General features: G+C 59.7%; 14 protein-coding genes. 5 read left to right on the top strand and 9 right to left on the bottom strand.

Features of this window, described 5'->3' with window-relative positions; all coding sequences use genetic code 11:
• Positions 1-47 precede the first annotated feature (47 nt).
• Positions 48-743, bottom strand: a complete 696-nt coding sequence (locus tag HWE17_RS14175; protein ID WP_176389164.1) for an HAD family phosphatase — start codon at positions 741-743, stop codon at positions 48-50.
• A gap of 32 nt (positions 744-775) precedes the next feature.
• A complete protein-coding gene (locus tag HWE17_RS14170) occupies positions 776-1,537 on the bottom strand; it encodes a TSUP family transporter (RefSeq protein WP_034756294.1) in 762 nt (253 codons plus the stop codon).
• A gap of 150 nt (positions 1,538-1,687) precedes the next feature.
• On the opposite strand from HWE17_RS14170, the gene HWE17_RS14165 reads away from it, so the two are divergent.
• From HWE17_RS14165 to HWE17_RS14155, 3 genes are all read left to right on the top strand, one after another.
• Positions 1,688-2,635 (top strand): LysR family transcriptional regulator, encoded by a 948-nt coding sequence (locus tag HWE17_RS14165; RefSeq protein ID WP_176389163.1) that lies wholly within the window; start codon positions 1,688-1,690, stop codon positions 2,633-2,635.
• 234 nt (positions 2,636-2,869) lie between these two features.
• Positions 2,870-3,553: a hypothetical protein gene (locus HWE17_RS14160; protein ID WP_176389162.1), complete on the top strand. Its 684-nt coding sequence runs from the start codon at positions 2,870-2,872 to the stop codon at positions 3,551-3,553.
• Complete coding sequence (locus HWE17_RS14155; RefSeq protein WP_176389161.1) at positions 3,546-4,682, top strand: DUF262 domain-containing protein; 1,137 nt, start codon at positions 3,546-3,548, stop codon at positions 4,680-4,682. Before HWE17_RS14160 ends, HWE17_RS14155 begins: the two co-directional genes overlap by 8 nt.
• Before the next feature lie 141 nt (positions 4,683-4,823).
• Here HWE17_RS14155 and HWE17_RS14150 read toward each other — a convergent pair whose 3' ends face one another.
• A complete protein-coding gene (locus tag HWE17_RS14150; protein WP_176389160.1) occupies positions 4,824-7,259 on the bottom strand; it encodes a DNA internalization-related competence protein ComEC/Rec2 in 2,436 nt (811 codons plus the stop codon).
• 204 nt (positions 7,260-7,463) lie between these two features.
• Between HWE17_RS14150 and HWE17_RS14145 the strand changes: the two genes are divergently transcribed.
• Positions 7,464-8,297: a class I SAM-dependent methyltransferase gene (locus tag HWE17_RS14145; RefSeq protein ID WP_035819551.1), complete on the top strand. Its 834-nt coding sequence runs from the start codon at positions 7,464-7,466 to the stop codon at positions 8,295-8,297.
• Positions 8,298-8,382: 85 nt separating this feature from the next.
• Positions 8,383-10,371 carry a helicase-related protein gene (locus HWE17_RS14140; RefSeq protein ID WP_176389159.1) on the top strand — a complete coding sequence of 663 codons (1,989 nt, stop codon included), beginning with the start codon at positions 8,383-8,385 and terminating at the stop codon, positions 10,369-10,371.
• Between the two features lie 3 nt (positions 10,372-10,374).
• Here the strand turns inward: HWE17_RS14140 and HWE17_RS14135 are convergent, their stop codons facing one another.
• The 6 genes from HWE17_RS14135 to HWE17_RS14110 all read right to left on the bottom strand — a co-directional run bounded on the left by HWE17_RS14135 (position 10,375) and on the right by HWE17_RS14110 (position 15,486).
• On the bottom strand, positions 10,375-10,848 hold the full coding sequence (locus tag HWE17_RS14135) for a T6SS effector amidase Tae4 family protein (protein WP_035819555.1): 474 nt from the start codon (positions 10,846-10,848) through the stop codon (positions 10,375-10,377).
• Position 10,849: 1 nt separating this feature from the next.
• The gene (locus tag HWE17_RS14130) at positions 10,850-11,236 is read right to left on the bottom strand and encodes a Rap1a/Tai family immunity protein (RefSeq protein WP_176389158.1); all 387 of its coding nucleotides are present in this window, start codon (positions 11,234-11,236) and stop codon (positions 10,850-10,852) included.
• 198 nt (positions 11,237-11,434) lie between these two features.
• Positions 11,435-12,667 (bottom strand): sorbosone dehydrogenase family protein, encoded by a 1,233-nt coding sequence (locus tag HWE17_RS14125; protein WP_176389157.1) that lies wholly within the window; start codon positions 12,665-12,667, stop codon positions 11,435-11,437.
• 7 nt (positions 12,668-12,674) lie between these two features.
• Positions 12,675-13,472: a TatD family hydrolase gene (locus tag HWE17_RS14120; RefSeq protein ID WP_176389220.1), complete on the bottom strand. Its 798-nt coding sequence runs from the start codon at positions 13,470-13,472 to the stop codon at positions 12,675-12,677.
• Between the two features lie 12 nt (positions 13,473-13,484).
• Complete coding sequence (lolD, locus tag HWE17_RS14115) at positions 13,485-14,210, bottom strand: lipoprotein-releasing ABC transporter ATP-binding protein LolD (protein WP_076571574.1); 726 nt, start codon at positions 14,208-14,210, stop codon at positions 13,485-13,487.
• 16 nt (positions 14,211-14,226) lie between these two features.
• Complete coding sequence (locus HWE17_RS14110) at positions 14,227-15,486, bottom strand: lipoprotein-releasing ABC transporter permease subunit (protein WP_176389156.1); 1,260 nt, start codon at positions 15,484-15,486, stop codon at positions 14,227-14,229.
• Positions 15,487-15,512: the final 26 nt, after the last annotated feature.

The following is a 15,512-nucleotide window of genomic DNA, read 5'->3' as shown; positions in this document are numbered from 1 at the left end:
GCCGGTGAATGCGATAAACAATTGTAATGGCATGCCGGCAAGACGGATCAGAGGAAGGCCTCTAATTGTCCCTGCGAGCGCGTCATGCCGGGCACGAACGAAGCCAGTACCTCGCCCAGCTCGGCGTTTGAATCCACCACGCAAAAAGCGTCGTCAAACGCGTGGTGACGGTTCATCTGATTGCGCACGACGATGCATTCCATCCCCGCCGCATTCGCGGCGCGCAAGCCGCGCGGCGAATCTTCCACGGCCACGCAGTCGGCGGCGGCCAGGCCCAGGCGCTGCAAGCCAAGCTGGTAGCCGTCGGGCGCCGGCTTGCTGTCGCCATACATTTCACGCGTCAGCACGAAGTCGAAATGTTGCAACAAGTCCGTGGCCGCATGGCTGATCCGGAAATGCTGTTCGTAGGCACTGGTGACCACGCCCATGGCCACGTGCGGGCGCAGCGCCGCCAGTACTTGCTTGACGCCGGGCATGGCCAGCTGCCGCGCTTGGCGCAGGCGTTGCGCAAACAGCACGGTGCGTTCGGCCCGCAGGCGCTCGACCAGTTCGATGTCATGCCCCTGCCCCAGCAGCACATGCCAGGCGCCGTAGTTATTGTCCAGGAACCAGTCAAAAAATTGCTTCGGCGTCAGGTCTATGCCGTAGGGCAAGAGCAAGTCGCGGTTGCTTTCGTAAAACAGCTGCTCGGTGTTGACCAGCACACCATCGTTGTCCCACAGCACGCCCTGGATGGTTTTCATGGCTTGTTGTCGCTCTTGTTATCTATCAAAACTTACTTGAAGAAGATGTCGTAGGACAATTTCACGATCAGCAACACCAGCAGCACGAGGAAGAGGATGCGCACGAAGGCGGCACCGCGGCGCACGGCGATCCAGGTGCCCGTCAAGGCGCCCAGGATATTGCACACAGCCATCGGTGCAGCCACGGCATACACCACGTGACCGGCGGGAATGAAGAAGGCCAGCGCAGCCACGTTGGTGGCGATATTCACCAGTTTCGAACAGGCCGAGGCGAGGATGAAATCGAAGCCGAAGACGCGGATGAACAGGAAAATCAGGAAACTGCCCGTGCCAGGTCCGAACAGGCCGTCATAAAAGCCGATGGCGCCGCCGATGACGATGGCGAGAATGCGTTCGCGCGGACCGATGGGACGCGCTTCGCGCGTCGTGCCGAAATCCTTCTTGATGAAGGTATAGATGGCCATGATAATGATCAACACCAGCACCATGGGGCGCACCACCTGTTGCGGCACATACGACACGGCGGCCGCGCCGATGAAGGACATGACGAAGGCGCTGGCCACGGCCGGCAGCACCAGCAGCCAGGGGATATGCACCTTGCCGACAAACGAGCGGGCGGCAAACGTGGTGCCGCAGGCGGACGCCAGTTTATTCGTGCCCAGCAACGACGTCGAGGCCATGTTCGGCATCAGGTTGAACAGGGCCGGCAGTTGTATCAACCCGCCCCCGCCCACGGCGGCATCGATCAGGCCGGCAAAAAAGGCAAATAAACACAGCAGCGAGATGGTCAGCATGATAGGCAATAAGGAATGATCGACAGCGGCAGTATAGGCGCCGTGGATTTTTCCGGATGCAACTTCAAATTGCGGAAAACGCAATCAGGCGTAACGCTTGACGGAATGCGCCCCGTGCGGTCTACTGGTCTCTTTTGCCAGGAGTCACCGATGTCGATGAAACTGATGTGGGAGATCCGCGCCTTCTGCACCGTGGTCGAAAAGCGCAGCTTCATCCACGCGGCACGCATGCTGGGACGCTCGCCGTCGGCCGTCACGCGCGCCATCCAGTTCCTCGAAGACGCCATCGGCGCCGAGCTGATCCTGCGCACGCAAAAACAGTTCACCCTGACAACGGCCGGCGAAACGTATTACGCGTCGGCCAAGCACTTGCTGGAAACACAGGCCGAGGCGGAAGACCAACTGGCGGAATTGAGCAACTCGCCGCAAGGCTGGGTGCGCCTGTCGGCGCCGGAAATCCTGTCCCTGGGATTCTTGCCAAAAGTGGTGGCCCAGTTTTCGCGCGACTACCCGAACGTGTCCGTTGACATCCATTTCTCGGACAAATCGATCGATCCCATCCAGGAAAAGCTGGACTTTGCCATTCGCGGCGCCTTCCCCCAGTCGAGCGAGCTGATCGGCTACCCACTGTGGAATTACCGCCGTTATATGTACGCCTCGCCCGACTACATCGAGCGCATGGGCGCGCCCGAGGAACCGGAAGAGCTGGCCGGCCACGACATCATCATGCACTCGGCCCCGCGCATCCTGCGCGACTGGCATTTCGTTTCCAGCGAACGCAACGTGCGCTACCAGGTACAGCCGCGCTTCCGCTTCACTTCCGGTATCGCCACCTTCCAGGCGGCCCTCGAAGGCGCCGGTATCGTGCGCCTGGCCAGCTGGCTGGCCGAGCCCGCCGTGGCCGCCGGCACCCTGCGCCGGGTCTGCACGGCGTACCGGCTGACGTCGTCAAAAGAGCTCGATCCCAGCATCCATGCCGTGTATGGCACGTCGCGCATGGCCAAGGGGGCAAGGCTATTTCTGGAATATGTAAAGAAAAAGGGGGTGGAGATACCGGATGAGCGGGTTGGCCCGAACTACTCGCCCCCAAACAGATAAGTATGCCTTCAAAGGATAACAGTATGGATAACTCTTTTCGTAGAGCGCACTTCCACCTCGGAAATGTAGTACATACAAAAGAAAACCGCTTACCGGCGAGTCCAGGTAAGTGCGTGCATTTTTATGTTAGCATATGTGTCATAATAAAATATTCCGGCCGGGTGGTCGATTAAAGTCGACCTTAACGAATCTTGCTTTTAAATAAAGGCAAATAATCTATTGGTGATTAATAGTATGACGTCAGCAAATGGCATTGCATTGGATTTAGCATCCGATATGGATATTGAGCAGCTTTTTCAAAAATACGTCGTTGACGGCACTAGTTATTTTTTTAGAGACTTTTTAAAAGATGTAGATCAGGAATACCAACTGCGACATGATTTAGCTGCAGCTCTTAAAATAAGCATTAATGATGTAGTTATTGTCGGATCTGCCAAACTCGGATTCTCCATAAAAAATCACAATTTTTCTAAATTTGATGAGCGATATCAAAAAAACCCTGTCAACAAAAATAAATCAGATGTCGATATAGCAATAGTTAGCAAAAAAATATTTGACCAACAAACAGAATTAATTTTTGAAACTTCACGACATTTCTCGCCTGAATGGATTGAGGAAAAATGGATTGACAACATATACTATCCTTCTGATCGAGAAAGAAGAATGAAGGGCTTAGATCCAATCTTTCAAAATTACACAAAATATATTTCTAGAGGTTGGCTTAGACCTGATTTCACTCCCAATATTTATATAAATCAGAGTCCTTGGAAAACTTCCGTAGATAATTGGTACGGCCGACTTCAGCGTAAAATCTCCATTGGATTGTACTCTGAATGGTATTATCTAAAACACTATCAAATGGATAATTTAATAAGTTTGCGAATTAAAACGAAACAAATGGAGATTTCACATGGCTGAACTAAACGATTCACATGGTCTGGAAGCAAGCATCCCTGCGAACAATTCAAAAATTATAGAAATATATAACAAGCTTCGAAATAAACAAATCTCAGTAAATAAATCGTATCAGAGAAAATTAGTATGGAAAGATGCTCATAAATTAAATTTTATTGACACAATATTACGAAATTACCCTTTTCCAGAAGTTTATCTCGCACCTGGTAGCCTCGATCAAGTAAAACTTATTCTAATTGATGAAATTGTAGATGGCCAGCAAAGACTGACGACGATTCAAGATTATATTGAGGGCACTGATGTATTCGCTCGGCCAAAAATTTCCATCAAACGTTTTTCCGAACTCTCATCGGAAGAAAAAAATACATTTTTAAATTACGAAATTTCCGTAAGATATTTAAAAAATGTAACGCCAGATCAAGTAAAAGAAATATTCCAGAGAATCAACAAAACGGACTATGCACTTAACGCTGCCGAAAGATTAAATGCACAATGGGGTGACAGCGAATTTGTCTGTTTTGCAAAACAAATTGTCGATGCGGAATTCGATGATGAAAGCTTAGTTTTTATCATTGAGCCTAAAACCAGAAAAACACTAGCCGATTTCTTCCATGGAAAAGGTGATGATGAAGAAGGGGTTTTTTCAGACAATGACAAGTCACGCATGTTGGCATATCAATACATAATGACATTGATTGCAACTTTGGATCAAGGCGAATACTTTAATAGAAATGAAAAAATCTCTCAGTACATTGAAGCATATAACGACGCCTTCCCAAAGGCGGCGGAGTTACTAACTCGCCTATTGAAAATAGTTAATTTCATTTCAACTCTGAAGATTAATAGAAATTCTCGATGGTACAAAAAAGCCAACTTATTTACCCTCATAGTTGAGTTAGATAAAATAGATATAAAAAATATCGACTCCGAAAAATTTTCGGAAAAATTATCAAGCTTGGATCATCGATCGGCGTTAATTGAACTGGGCTTTAACTCCGAGCCAGAAGATAGACTTACACCAGAAGAAGAAAAATATCTTGGTTTTGCGAGAGAAGCAGTAAATCAAAAGAATGCGCGTGAATATCGTGGAGATTTTATAAATAAATTAATAATCGACTCAATAAAGGCATAAATTTTTCATGTCATAAAAAAATTCACACTAATAAAAATTAACTAAAAATTATAATTATTGCAAAGAAGGTCTCTAAATATTTTGAGACCTTTTTTTGCTATAAGAAGCCATTTTCGCTGATTTCAAGCGAATGAAGACTACTTACTCTTCATTCCAATATCGTCGATGATACTTACGATATTGCATCACCCTTACTTGCATCCCAAACTCCAGCACCACCGCCCCTTCCACATCCGTGCGCAGCCGGGCAATCCCCATCTCGCCATAGCGCGCATACACCTGCGCTTTCGGATGTTTATAGCGATTCCTGTGTCCCACCTGGAAAATCGCCAGACCGGGACGGACCGCGTTCAAAAATGCCTGCGTGGACGACGTCCCACTGCCGTGATGCGGCGCCAGCAGCACGTCGGCGGCCAGTTCGCCGTCCATCGAGCGCGCCAGCAATTGCGCCTCCTGTGCCGCTTCGATATCGCCGGCCAGCAGGATCGAGTGCTTGCCAGCCGTGATTTTCACGGTGCAACTGCGGGCGTTCGGCTTCAGGGCAATGTCCATGTGGCTGGCGGGCAATGGGTGCAACATGGCGAAGTGCACGCCTTCCCAGGTCCAGCTCTGGCCTGCCATGCAGTGCAGATAGGGCTGGTGTAACTCCCGCCGCGCCTCGACGGCCGGGTGGCCTTCGAACAGCGACGAGGCCAGCCAGCCCACTTGCACGTTTTCCAGCAGGGACATCGCGCCGCCCGCGTGATCGAGGTCGCTGTGGGAAATGATCACGCCGTCGAGCTTGCCTATGCCGCGTGCGCGCAGGTAAGGCACGATGACCCGGCTGGCGCCATCGGAGTCGAGACTGTAGGCGGGCCCCGTGTCGTACAGCAGCCGGTGTCCATGCGTTTCCACCAGCACGGCCATGCCTTGTCCCACGTCAAAGGCCGTGATCCACATCTGGCCAGGTGGCGGGCTGGACGGTAAGGCCGTCAGCAGCGGCAGCCAGCCCAGCATGCCCGCCCAGCGATGCGGCCATCCCCGTGGCGCCAGCAGCCATGCCGTGCCAAGCAATGCCCAGCAAAAACTCCACATTGGCGGCGCGGGCGCCGTCCACACGGCAAAGCGGCGCGCGCCCAGCCACTCGAGCACCTGCGCCAGCATCTGCACGATGGCATGCGCCAGCAGCAGCAATCCATCGGACAGGGGCGTCGGCAGCAGGCTGCCAGCCAGGGACAAGGGAGTTACCACAAGGCTGATGATGGGGATAGCCAGCGCATTGGCGACGGGGCTGACCAGCGAGACTTGCGAGAACAGCAGCATCGTCAACGGCACCAGCCCCACCGTCACCACATACTGCGTATGGGCGCCCAGCGCTACGGCCGCGCGCAGACGGCGCCAGCGTCCGGCCTGCAGCGGCATCGGCGCCGTGGTGCGCCCTGCCGTCGCGTACAGCATGGTGGCGACCGCGCCGAACGACAGCCAGAAACCGGGCCACAGCACGGCCCACGGGTCGAGCAGCACGACCACGCCCAGCGCCAGACACAGGATATGGCCTATGCTGGTGATGCGTCCCAGCCACAAGGCCAGCGCGACCACCAGCAACATATACAAGGTGCGCTGCGCGGGCACGCCAAAGCCGGCCAGCAGCACATACACAAATGCCGCCAGCGCGCCGGCCAGCGCCGCCACCTTTTGCGCCGGCAAGCGCAAGGGCAGTTGCCAATCGGTAAAAAACGAGCGCCGCCACAGGGCGCCCGCGCCCAGGGCGAAGAGTCCCGCGATCATGGTGATGTGCAAGCCTGAAATCGAAATCAAATGGCTCACGCCCGTGCGGTTGAACACTTGCCAGTCCGACTGGGGTATGGCGCGCTGGTCGCCCACCACCAGCGCCACGATCACGCCCGCATACTGCTTGCCTTCCAGGCTGCGCAAAATCCGCGCGCGCAAGGCCGCGCGGCTGGCCTCCACCATATTGCCAAAGCCGGGCACGAAGGCAGCCAGGCGCACGTTCGGAGTGTCTGCGCGCGGCTGCGGCCGTACATAGCCCGTGGCGCGCACGCCCTGCTCCAGCAGCCACGCTTCGTAGTCAAAACCCATCGGGTTCGCATTGCCGTGCGGACGCTGCAGCCGCACCGTCAGGCGCCAGCGCTCGCCCGGCTGCACGTCGCCCACGACGTTCGTCACTTCGTCACGAAACCCCGCGTACCAGGACAGCGCGATCAAAGGCGGCACCTTCGCCCCAACTGCCTTCTCCACAGCAAAATTGAAGCGCACGCCCTGCTCGAAGCGGTACGGCAGACTGACCACAGTGCCCGTGACAACAATATCCTGTCCTTCATCGGCCAGCGCCAGTTGCGGCGCCATGGCGGCCTGGGCCAGCCAGGCCGCCCAGTAAAAACCCAGTCCCACGCCAGCGGCAAGCGCAACAATGGAACGCCAGCCGAAGCGCCAGCGCACGTGACTGCGCAGCAGCAGACTAGCCGTCAACCCTATGCCAGCGATCACCCACAACAGCACGCCCGCGTACGGCGGCAAACTTGCCTGCGTCTGCAACCAGGCAGCGCCAGCGGCAAAGCCGAGTATCAGGGTGCGCATAAGAAGGCAGAATCAAGGCAGAATCAGCTCGCGGCGAAAAGGGTTCAGGTACTGTGAGCGTTTTCTACTGTTTGCCCTCTGATCTGGCGCAATGGCGCCCTGAATAAGAAAGCTCAGCACGCCATCCGGTACCACCGCTGGTGAAATTTTCTCCATGCTAAGATGGCCATCCGGCGCCAGGCGCGACGACTTTGCGGACCTTGCATGACCCTACTGACAGCGGCCGAAACTTATTTGCAGGACTTTCATCAAAGGCAAGTCGGCGCGACCAGCGCCGCGTTTGCTCATCTGCCGGCCAGTTCCCCCGCTGGTAGCTGGATCTCGTCCTACCATGTGCTGACCAGCCTGGTCCCGGAAGTGGACACGCCATTGACCGTGCTCGACCTGGCCTGCGGCGACGGCCATCTGCTGGGTTTGCTGGCAGCCAGGCGGCAAGCCCGGCTGCAACTGCTCGGCATCGACATGAGCCAGGCTGAACTGGCCGTCGCGCGCGCCGCCCTGCCCCCGTCCGTGCATCTGCTGCCAGGGCGCGGCCAGGCGCTCGACCTGCCATCGGCCAGCGTCGACTATCTCGTTTCGCACATGGCGCTGATGCTGATGAACGACATCGAACAAGTCGTGCGTGAAATCCGCCGCGTGCTGCGCCCCGCTGGCCAGTTCGCCGCCATTGTCGGCAGGACGTTCTTGCTGGGCGAAGTGAACGACGTTTTCATGCGCGTGTTCAAACCGATCGCCAGCACCGAGCTGCCGCCTCTGCGCTTGGGCGACCGCCGCACGGGGTCGGAAGCCGGCTGGAGGGAACTGCTCGATGGCAGTTTTGCAGACGTTGAATTTGACGACATCGACGTCCCATGGACGCCCACGCCGGGCGAACTGTGGGCCGCCCTGCTGGACACCTACGATATCGACCGCCTGGACGACGGCGGCAGGCAGCGCCTGCGCGGCGCGTTCCTGGATGTCGTGGCATATCTGCAAGGAAGCGACGGCAAGATCGCCACGGGCTGGGGCCTGCGCCTGGTGCACGCGCGTGCCGCCTGAACATGCAAGCACCAGGCCTGGCCACCACCGCCCACCGCCATCGACGGTATAATCGGCCTCGCTTACTTCAACACCCAGGCACGACATGACTTCCTCCGCACTTCCTCCCGACATTTCCACCGACATTTCCGACAGCAGCGAAGACAATAACGACGCTACCCTGGTCGCGGAACTGGGGGAACTGGCCGAGCATATCCGCCTGGTGAAAATGGAAGGCCGCGTCTTCGTGCGCTTTTCCGGCGTGGTCAAGGCTGGCCACCTGGTGGTGCCGTATGCGCTGGTACCAAGCCAAGGCGTGCTGGCGCGGCCGGCCAAGTGGCGCAAGATGGACCGCGAGACCAAGCTGGCCCTCGTGCGCGAACGGGCCAGCGCGGCCGTGTTCGAGGAACTGCGCCAGCACGTGATGGATTTCGTCGCCGATATCGCGGGCTTGAGCGAGGACGTGGACACGGATCCGATGGTTTTCCTGCATACGCTGGCCGACTTGCAGACGTCCGAGCCGGCCGGCATGGTGTTCGACCGCATCCGCCAGCGCTTCCATCACGCCATCGAGCGCCAGCAGGAAGAACAGCATGCGGCGCGCACGCGCCAGAGCATCAACCTGGCCGAGTATCCGGCCTCGTTCGAGATGGCGCGCCGCCTGCCGCGCCGCTTCATCGCCCTCTTGGGCCCCACCAATTCCGGCAAGACGCACCGCGCGATGGAAGCGCTGGTCAAGGCAAAAAACGGCATCTACCTTGCGCCCTTGCGCCTGCTGGCCCTGGAAAACTACGAGCGCCTGCAGGAAGCCGCGCCGCATGGCAAACCGCTGGCCGTGAGCCTGATCACGGGCGAGGAGCGCAGGGTCGTTGATGGCGCCACGCACGTGGCCAGCACGGTGGAAATGCTGGACACGAAAACCGTCGTCGAAGTGGCCGTCATTGATGAAATCCAGATGCTGGCCGACCCGGACCGGGGCGCCGCGTGGACGGCGGCCGTCTGCGGCGCGCCCGCCCACACCGTGTATCTGGTAGGAGCCCCCGAAGCGCGGCGCGCCATCGAGGCGCTGGCCGAACGCCTCGACTGCCCGCTGGAAGTGCATGTACTCAAGCGCATGGCACCCCTGTCGATGGAGCCGACCGCCGTGCGCAAGGTGCGCAACCTGCGCCGCGGCGACGCCGTCATCGCCTTTTCGCGCCGCGAAGTGCTGATGTGGCGCGACATGATCACGGAAACGGGGCTGTCGGTGGCCACCGTCTACGGCAACCTGTCGCCCGAAGTGCGGCGCGCGCAGGCGCAGCGCTTCCGCGATGGCACGGCCGATATCGTCGTCGGCACGGATGCGCTGGCGATGGGCCTGAACATGCCGATCGCGCGCATCGTCATGACCACCTGCGTCAAATACAATGGCCGCGAAGAGGAAGAGATTTCAGCCGCGCTGGCGCGCCAGATCGCCGGGCGCGCGGGCCGCTACGGCGTGCATGAAGAAGGACTCGTGGCCGGCTACGACAACGAGACGCATGAAGTGATGCGCGCCCTGCTGAAGGAAAAGCTGCACCCGCTGAACACCAGCGGCTTTGCCGTGGCGCCCTCGCTTGAACACCTGCACCGCATTTCGTCGGTGACGGGCGAACTGTCGCTGTCCAAACTGCTGCGCCGCTTCATCCACAATATCGACGTGCCGGACGGCTTTTTCTTCCCCCGCATCACGGAAGACCAGAAGGAGCGCGCCGTCTGGCTCGACACCCTGCCGCTGTCCGTGGCCGACAAGTTCACCCTGTCGCTGGTGCCGATATCGAGCAAGGTGCCGTCCTTGCAGACGGCATGGGAACACTGGGCGAAGAATCTGTCGCAGGGAAAAACCAGCACCTTGCGCCAGCACGCGTATGGCGGCGGTACGCAGAATTTGCAGCAGGTGGAAGACACTTGCCGCTACTATTCCGCGTATGCGTGGCTCAGCTACCGCCTGCCCGAATTCTTCCCCGATATCGCCGTGGCGCAAAACCTGTCGCGCGACGCGTCGGAGCGGGTCGACTCCATCCTGCGCGCGCATAACGCGGCTTCGCGCGGACGCTCCAGCAAGAAGTTCAAATAGGCGTCAACGGATTTCCCAGAACCACACTTCCGCGCAATCCCAGTAGCACTCGGAACCGCACACCTTCACGCCGATGGATGGCAAGAGGATGTCGATATGCCCGCCCGCGCCACCCAGGTAACCGGGAATGCGGAAAAAGGCGACGAGGCCCTTGCGCTGGCCGATGCCGGCGATGGCGGCGTCGCGTGCGAATTTCTCGGGCGGGCCAAACATCGAGGGGCTGGCCAGCATGTGCGCCAGCTTGGCCTGTCCCGGTTCGATCAGCGCGCCCTTGAACGGCCCCTTGCGGATGGCCATGCGGCCCTTGACCTTGACGCCGGCCTTGATCAGGGCCAGGCTGACGCGGATGGCGCAGGTATTGGCAAAGCTGTCCTTGCCGATCAAGTCTTCCCAGCCGATTTCGCCGAACAGGGCCGCCTGGTCGACGGCGGCCACGCTCGGATAATTCTCGCGCAGCTTGATGAATGCAGGTTTCACGTCAGCCTCCTGGTGGTGGAGTGGAACAGGGAAAACGCCGCGCCAGAATGGCGACGATCAGGGTGGACGCTTCGCCCAGACGCGCGCGCGCGGGCAGCTTTTTCAGTTCGGCGACGATGTGCGCGTCGATTTCCACCGTTTTCAGCCGGCCCGTATCGCACCACAGCCGCCCCTGCGCCGCATCGGCCACGCCGGCCAGGTAGCCTTGGGCGTAGCGCTGATCGAGCAGGAAGACAGCATCGGCCATCACTCCCTTGGCCGGCCCTTCCTGGTAATACGCGATCAGCTGGTCGGCGCTCAGGCGCGGCGCCGGAGCATAGGCTGCGCCCTGCCCGTGTGCGCTGGGCAGGCACAGGCTCAATACAATGAAAAGGAAAGGGACATGCATGGCCAGCCATGGTCAGTGAGGGAGGTCTGGCTGATTGTAGAAGGATGCGCCAGCCCCGCACTGAGCGAGGTCAAGCGTAGGTCGGGTAGGTCGGGTTAGGCCAAAGGCCGTAACCCGACAACACCAGCCAACAATGATGTCGGATTACGCGCGGCGTTGCCCCGCAAATCCGACCTACACGTACGAAACCGGTGAAAGTTACGGTTTGCCCGGCGCCGCATAATGCAGCTTCAGCACCAGCCCATTATGATCATCGGCCATATAGATATCGCCATCCTGCCCCTGCTTCACGTCGACGGGCGCGCCTCTGCCCTGCTTGCCCTTGCGTTCCCAGTTGCTGATCAAGTCGACGGACTTGCCCAGCGGCGCGCCGGCCTTGTCGGGCAGCAGGGCCACCAGGCGGTGGCCGTTGCTGCGGTAGCCGTGGTAGCCGATGATCAGGCTATTCTTGTACAGCGCCGGGAAGCGGCTGGCCGTATAAAAGGTCATGCCCAGCGGTGCGGCATGGCCGGGCAGCAGGCGCTCCGGCGCCGCGTATTGGGCGTCGCACGCCGTCTTCGGATATTCGGGACTGGCGACGTTGTCGTCGTAGCAGTACGGCCAGCCGTAGTGCCGGTCGGTCTTGATCAGATTCAGTTCCTCGTGCGGCAGGTTCTCGTCGCTTTTCAGTTGCGGCATGGCGGCCTGGATGGCGTCGCGCGAGTTTTCCGCCTGCCACAGCTCGCCCGTCGCAGGGTGGAAGGCCAGCGCCATCGAATTGCGCAAGCCGCGCGCATGCGTGCGCCAGCTCGTCACCGTGCCGGCCGGCCAGGCCATCGTGTATTCGCGGATGGCGCCCAGCGCTTCCAGGCCTTCCGCCGAAGGACATGCCTTGGCCGGGTCGGGCGCCTTGCCATCGTTCTCGCAATGGTCGGTGCTCGAGCCCACGTTCACGTACAGGTCACCCTTGGGGCTGAAGCGCATGTTTGTCAGCAGGTGCAAACCGAGGCCCGGCAGGCGCGGCGTCTTGGCCTTGCCGCCGATCACGTCAGTGACGGTGCGCGTGGTGTCGCGCAAGTCGAAGCGGAAGATGCGTCCCACCTCGCCCACGTAGACCATGCCATCCGGTCCCTGCACGATGCCGTTCGGGCGATCGAGCTTGTCGAGCAGCAGCTTGCGCTCGTAGCCGCCACCGGCCGCCTTGGGCTGCAACAGCCACAATTTACCCTGCTTCGGCGCCCATCCCGTCATGTCCGTGACGAGGATGTCGCCATTCGTCAGCGGCAGCACGCCACGGGGGAATTTCAGGCCGTCGGCCAGCACGGCCACGCAAAAGCCGGCCGGCGTGGTGACGTCGAGGCGCGGCAAGCCGTCGCACTGGGCGCTGGTCGCAGCCATAACGGGAGCGAAGGCACCGGACAGGCAAGCGGCCAGGATGATCTTGTTGTTCATTGTGGTCTCATTCCATCAAGGGTAATCGGGGCAGTACGGCGCGCGCATTGGCGCTGGTGGCAACGGCCACGTCGGCCAATGCCAGGCCGCGCAACTCGGCCAGCACGGCGCCGATGCGCGGCAATTCTTCGGGGCTGTTGCGGCCCGGGTGTATCCAGCTGGGGGAAATATCGGGCGCGTCCGTCTCCAGCACGATGGCATCCAGGGGCAACTCCGTGGCCATGCGGCGTATCTGCAGCGCGCGGGTAAAGGTCATGGCGCCGCCAAACCCCAGCTTGAAACCGAGGTCGATATAGCCTTGCGCCTGCTGGAAGCTGCCGTTGAACGCATGCGCGATGCCACCGTTCGGGCGGATCTGGCGCGCGTGCTTGAGGACGATGTCCTGCGAGCGGCGCACGTGGGTCAGCACGGGCAGGTCGAAGTCGCGGGCGATTTTCAGTTGCTCGCGCAGGAAGTGTTCCTGCCTGGCGCGCATGGCCGGTTCGCACAGCATGGGGATAAAGAAATCGAGTCCGATTTCGCCGATGGCGACAAAGCGCGGGTCATTCATCGCCAGCGCCACGGCTTCGCGCAGGGCGAGCAAATCGTCCTCGGTGGCGTGCGGCACGTAGATCGGGTGGATGCCGAGCGCATAGCAGGCGTTGGGCGCCGCTGCCGCCAGGTCGCGCACGATGCTGAAATTGGCCCGTTCGACGGCGGGAATGACGATCATGTCCACGCCTTGCTGCTGCGCGCGCGCCGCCACCTGCAGCGATTCATCGCCGAATTCATGCGCGTCGAGGTGGCAGTGCGTGTCGATCCACAGCATGGCGGTTCCTTAATATTGGTACGGCTGCAGCCCTTCGTCCGTCAGGCGCAGCACGCGGTCGCAGCGCCTGGCCAGTTCGATATCGTGCGTGACGATGACGAAGGCCGTGCCCAGGGTGCGCGACAGTTCCAGCATCAGGTCGAAAATCTGTTCGGCCGTGGCGTGATCGAGGTTGCCCGTCGGTTCATCGGCCAGCACGCAGGCCGGCTGCGTGACGAGGGCGCGGGCCAGGGCCACGCGCTGGCGCTCGCCGCCTGACAATTCACCGGGCGTGTGCGTGACCCGCTTGGCCAGGTTCACGCGCGTGAGGATTTGCTGCGCCAGCTCGGTGGCCGGCGCGCGCTTCATGCGCCGTATCATCAAGGGCATGGCGACGTTGTCGAGCGCGGAAAACTCGGGCAGCAAGTGGTGGAACTGGTAGACGAAGCCCAGCGAGGCGTTGCGCAAGTCGCCGCGCGCCTTTTCGCTGAGGGTGGCGAAGTCCTTGCCCAGCAGGGTCACCTTGCCGCTGGTGGGCGTATCGAGGCCGCCCAGCAGGTGCAGCAGGGTCGATTTGCCGGAACCGGAGGCGCCGACGATGGCGACGCGTTCGCCACGGTGAACGTCGATGTCGATGCCAGCCAGCACCTGCACCTTGTAGCTGCCCTGCGTGAAAGTCTTGCCCAGGCCGCGGCAGGAAAGGACGGCGGAATCGGCGGAAGCGCCGTTGGAGGCAGGTTTATTCAGATCGGTCATGGTAGTCGTCAGTGGTTTATTCATAGCGCAGGGCTTCCGCAGGTTTCACGCGGGCAGCCCACCAGCTTGGGTACAGGGTCGCCAAAAAGGCGAGGATCACGGCCAGCACGCCGATCTTGGTGACGTCGGGCCAGCGCAGGTCGGACGGCACGGTGCTGATGAAATAGATGTCCTTGGAGAGGAACTGCACGCCCAGCAAATGCTCGATGAAGGGCACGATGACGTCGATGTTCATCGCCACCAGCACGCCGCCGCCGACTCCCAAAATCGTGCCCAGGATACCCACCAGCGCGCCCTGGATCATGAATATCTTCATGATGGAGCGAGGGGAAGCACCCAGGGTGCGCAAAATCGCGATATCGGCCTGCTTGTCCGTCACCGTCATCACCAGGGTCGACACGAGGTTGAAGGCGGCCACGGCGATGATCAGGGTCAGGATGATGAACATCATGCGTTTTTCAGTCTGCACGGCGGCGAACCAGTTGGCGTTCAGCTTCGACCAGTCGCGCAGCCACAGGTCGCCAGGCATGGTCTTTTTCAGCTCCGCCGCCACTTGCGGCGCCCGGTTCATGTCGGCCAGGCGTAAACGCAGGCCGGATGGACCGTCGAGGCGCAGCAGGCGCTGGCCGTCTTCGATGTTGATGAAGGCCAGGCCGGCGTCGAATTCATTGTGGCCCGCCTGGAAGATGCCGCTGACGGTAAAACTGCGCATGCGCGGCAGCACGCCGGCCGGCGTGACCTGGCCCTGCGCCAGCATCAGGGTGACTTTTTCGCCGAGGTTGACGCGCAAGGCGCGCGCCAGCTCGATGCCCAGCACGATATTGAAGGTGCCCGGCTGCAGCGCCTTGAAGCTGCCCATGCGCGTCTGGCCTGCCACGTCGGAGACGTTCGGCTCTTCCTCGGGCAGCACGCCGCGCACGATGGCCGGACGCAGCGCATCGTCGCGCAGCAGCATGCCCTGCGTTTCCACGAACGGCGCGGCGCCTTTCACAGCAGGATTCTTGAAGGCCTGCGCCGCTTCGGCGCGCCAGTCCGGCATGCTGCCGCTGTTGTCGAACACTTCCACGTGGGCCAGCACGGACAGCATGCGGTCCGTCACTTCCTTCTGGAAGCCGTTCATCACGGACAGCACGACGATCAGCGCCGCCACACCCAGGCCGATGCCGGCCATGGAAATGAGCGAAATAAAAGAGATAAAACTGTTGCGGCCACTGCGCTTGCCGGCCCGCGTGTAGCGCAAGCCGACCAGCCATTCGAAAGGAAGATTTTTTAACATGCTTGTGAAGTGATTGATTCTTGTGT

The sequence above is a fragment of the Janthinobacterium sp. BJB401 genome, assembly GCF_013372745.1.
Taxonomy (GTDB): Bacteria; Pseudomonadota; Gammaproteobacteria; order Burkholderiales; family Burkholderiaceae_D; genus Janthinobacterium; species Janthinobacterium rivuli.
Note: the sequence above shows the minus strand (reverse complement) of the source record. Positions and strands in the feature narration are given on the sequence as shown.

Excerpts from the sequence above, each read along its gene's own strand:
- HWE17_RS14160 (WP_176389162.1), top strand. The coding sequence starts at position 2,870 with ATGACGTCAGCAAATGGCATTGCATTGGATTTAGCATCCGATATGGAT.
- HWE17_RS14140 (WP_176389159.1), top strand. The coding sequence starts at position 8,383 with ATGACTTCCTCCGCACTTCCTCCCGACATTTCCACCGACATTTCCGAC.
- HWE17_RS14155 (WP_176389161.1), top strand. The coding sequence starts at position 3,546 with ATGGCTGAACTAAACGATTCACATGGTCTGGAAGCAAGCATCCCTGCG.
- HWE17_RS14110 (WP_176389156.1), bottom strand. The coding sequence starts at position 15,486 with ATGTTAAAAAATCTTCCTTTCGAATGGCTGGTCGGCTTGCGCTACACG.
- HWE17_RS14150 (WP_176389160.1), bottom strand. The coding sequence starts at position 7,259 with ATGCGCACCCTGATACTCGGCTTTGCCGCTGGCGCTGCCTGGTTGCAG.
- HWE17_RS14130 (WP_176389158.1), bottom strand. The coding sequence starts at position 11,236 with ATGCATGTCCCTTTCCTTTTCATTGTATTGAGCCTGTGCCTGCCCAGC.
- HWE17_RS14175 (WP_176389164.1), bottom strand. The coding sequence starts at position 743 with ATGAAAACCATCCAGGGCGTGCTGTGGGACAACGATGGTGTGCTGGTC.
- HWE17_RS14125 (WP_176389157.1), bottom strand. The coding sequence starts at position 12,667 with ATGAACAACAAGATCATCCTGGCCGCTTGCCTGTCCGGTGCCTTCGCT.
- HWE17_RS14170 (WP_034756294.1), bottom strand. The coding sequence starts at position 1,537 with ATGCTGACCATCTCGCTGCTGTGTTTATTTGCCTTTTTTGCCGGCCTG.
- HWE17_RS14145 (WP_035819551.1), top strand. The coding sequence starts at position 7,464 with ATGACCCTACTGACAGCGGCCGAAACTTATTTGCAGGACTTTCATCAA.
- lolD (WP_076571574.1), bottom strand. The coding sequence starts at position 14,210 with ATGACCGATCTGAATAAACCTGCCTCCAACGGCGCTTCCGCCGATTCC.
- HWE17_RS14165 (WP_176389163.1), top strand. The coding sequence starts at position 1,688 with ATGTCGATGAAACTGATGTGGGAGATCCGCGCCTTCTGCACCGTGGTC.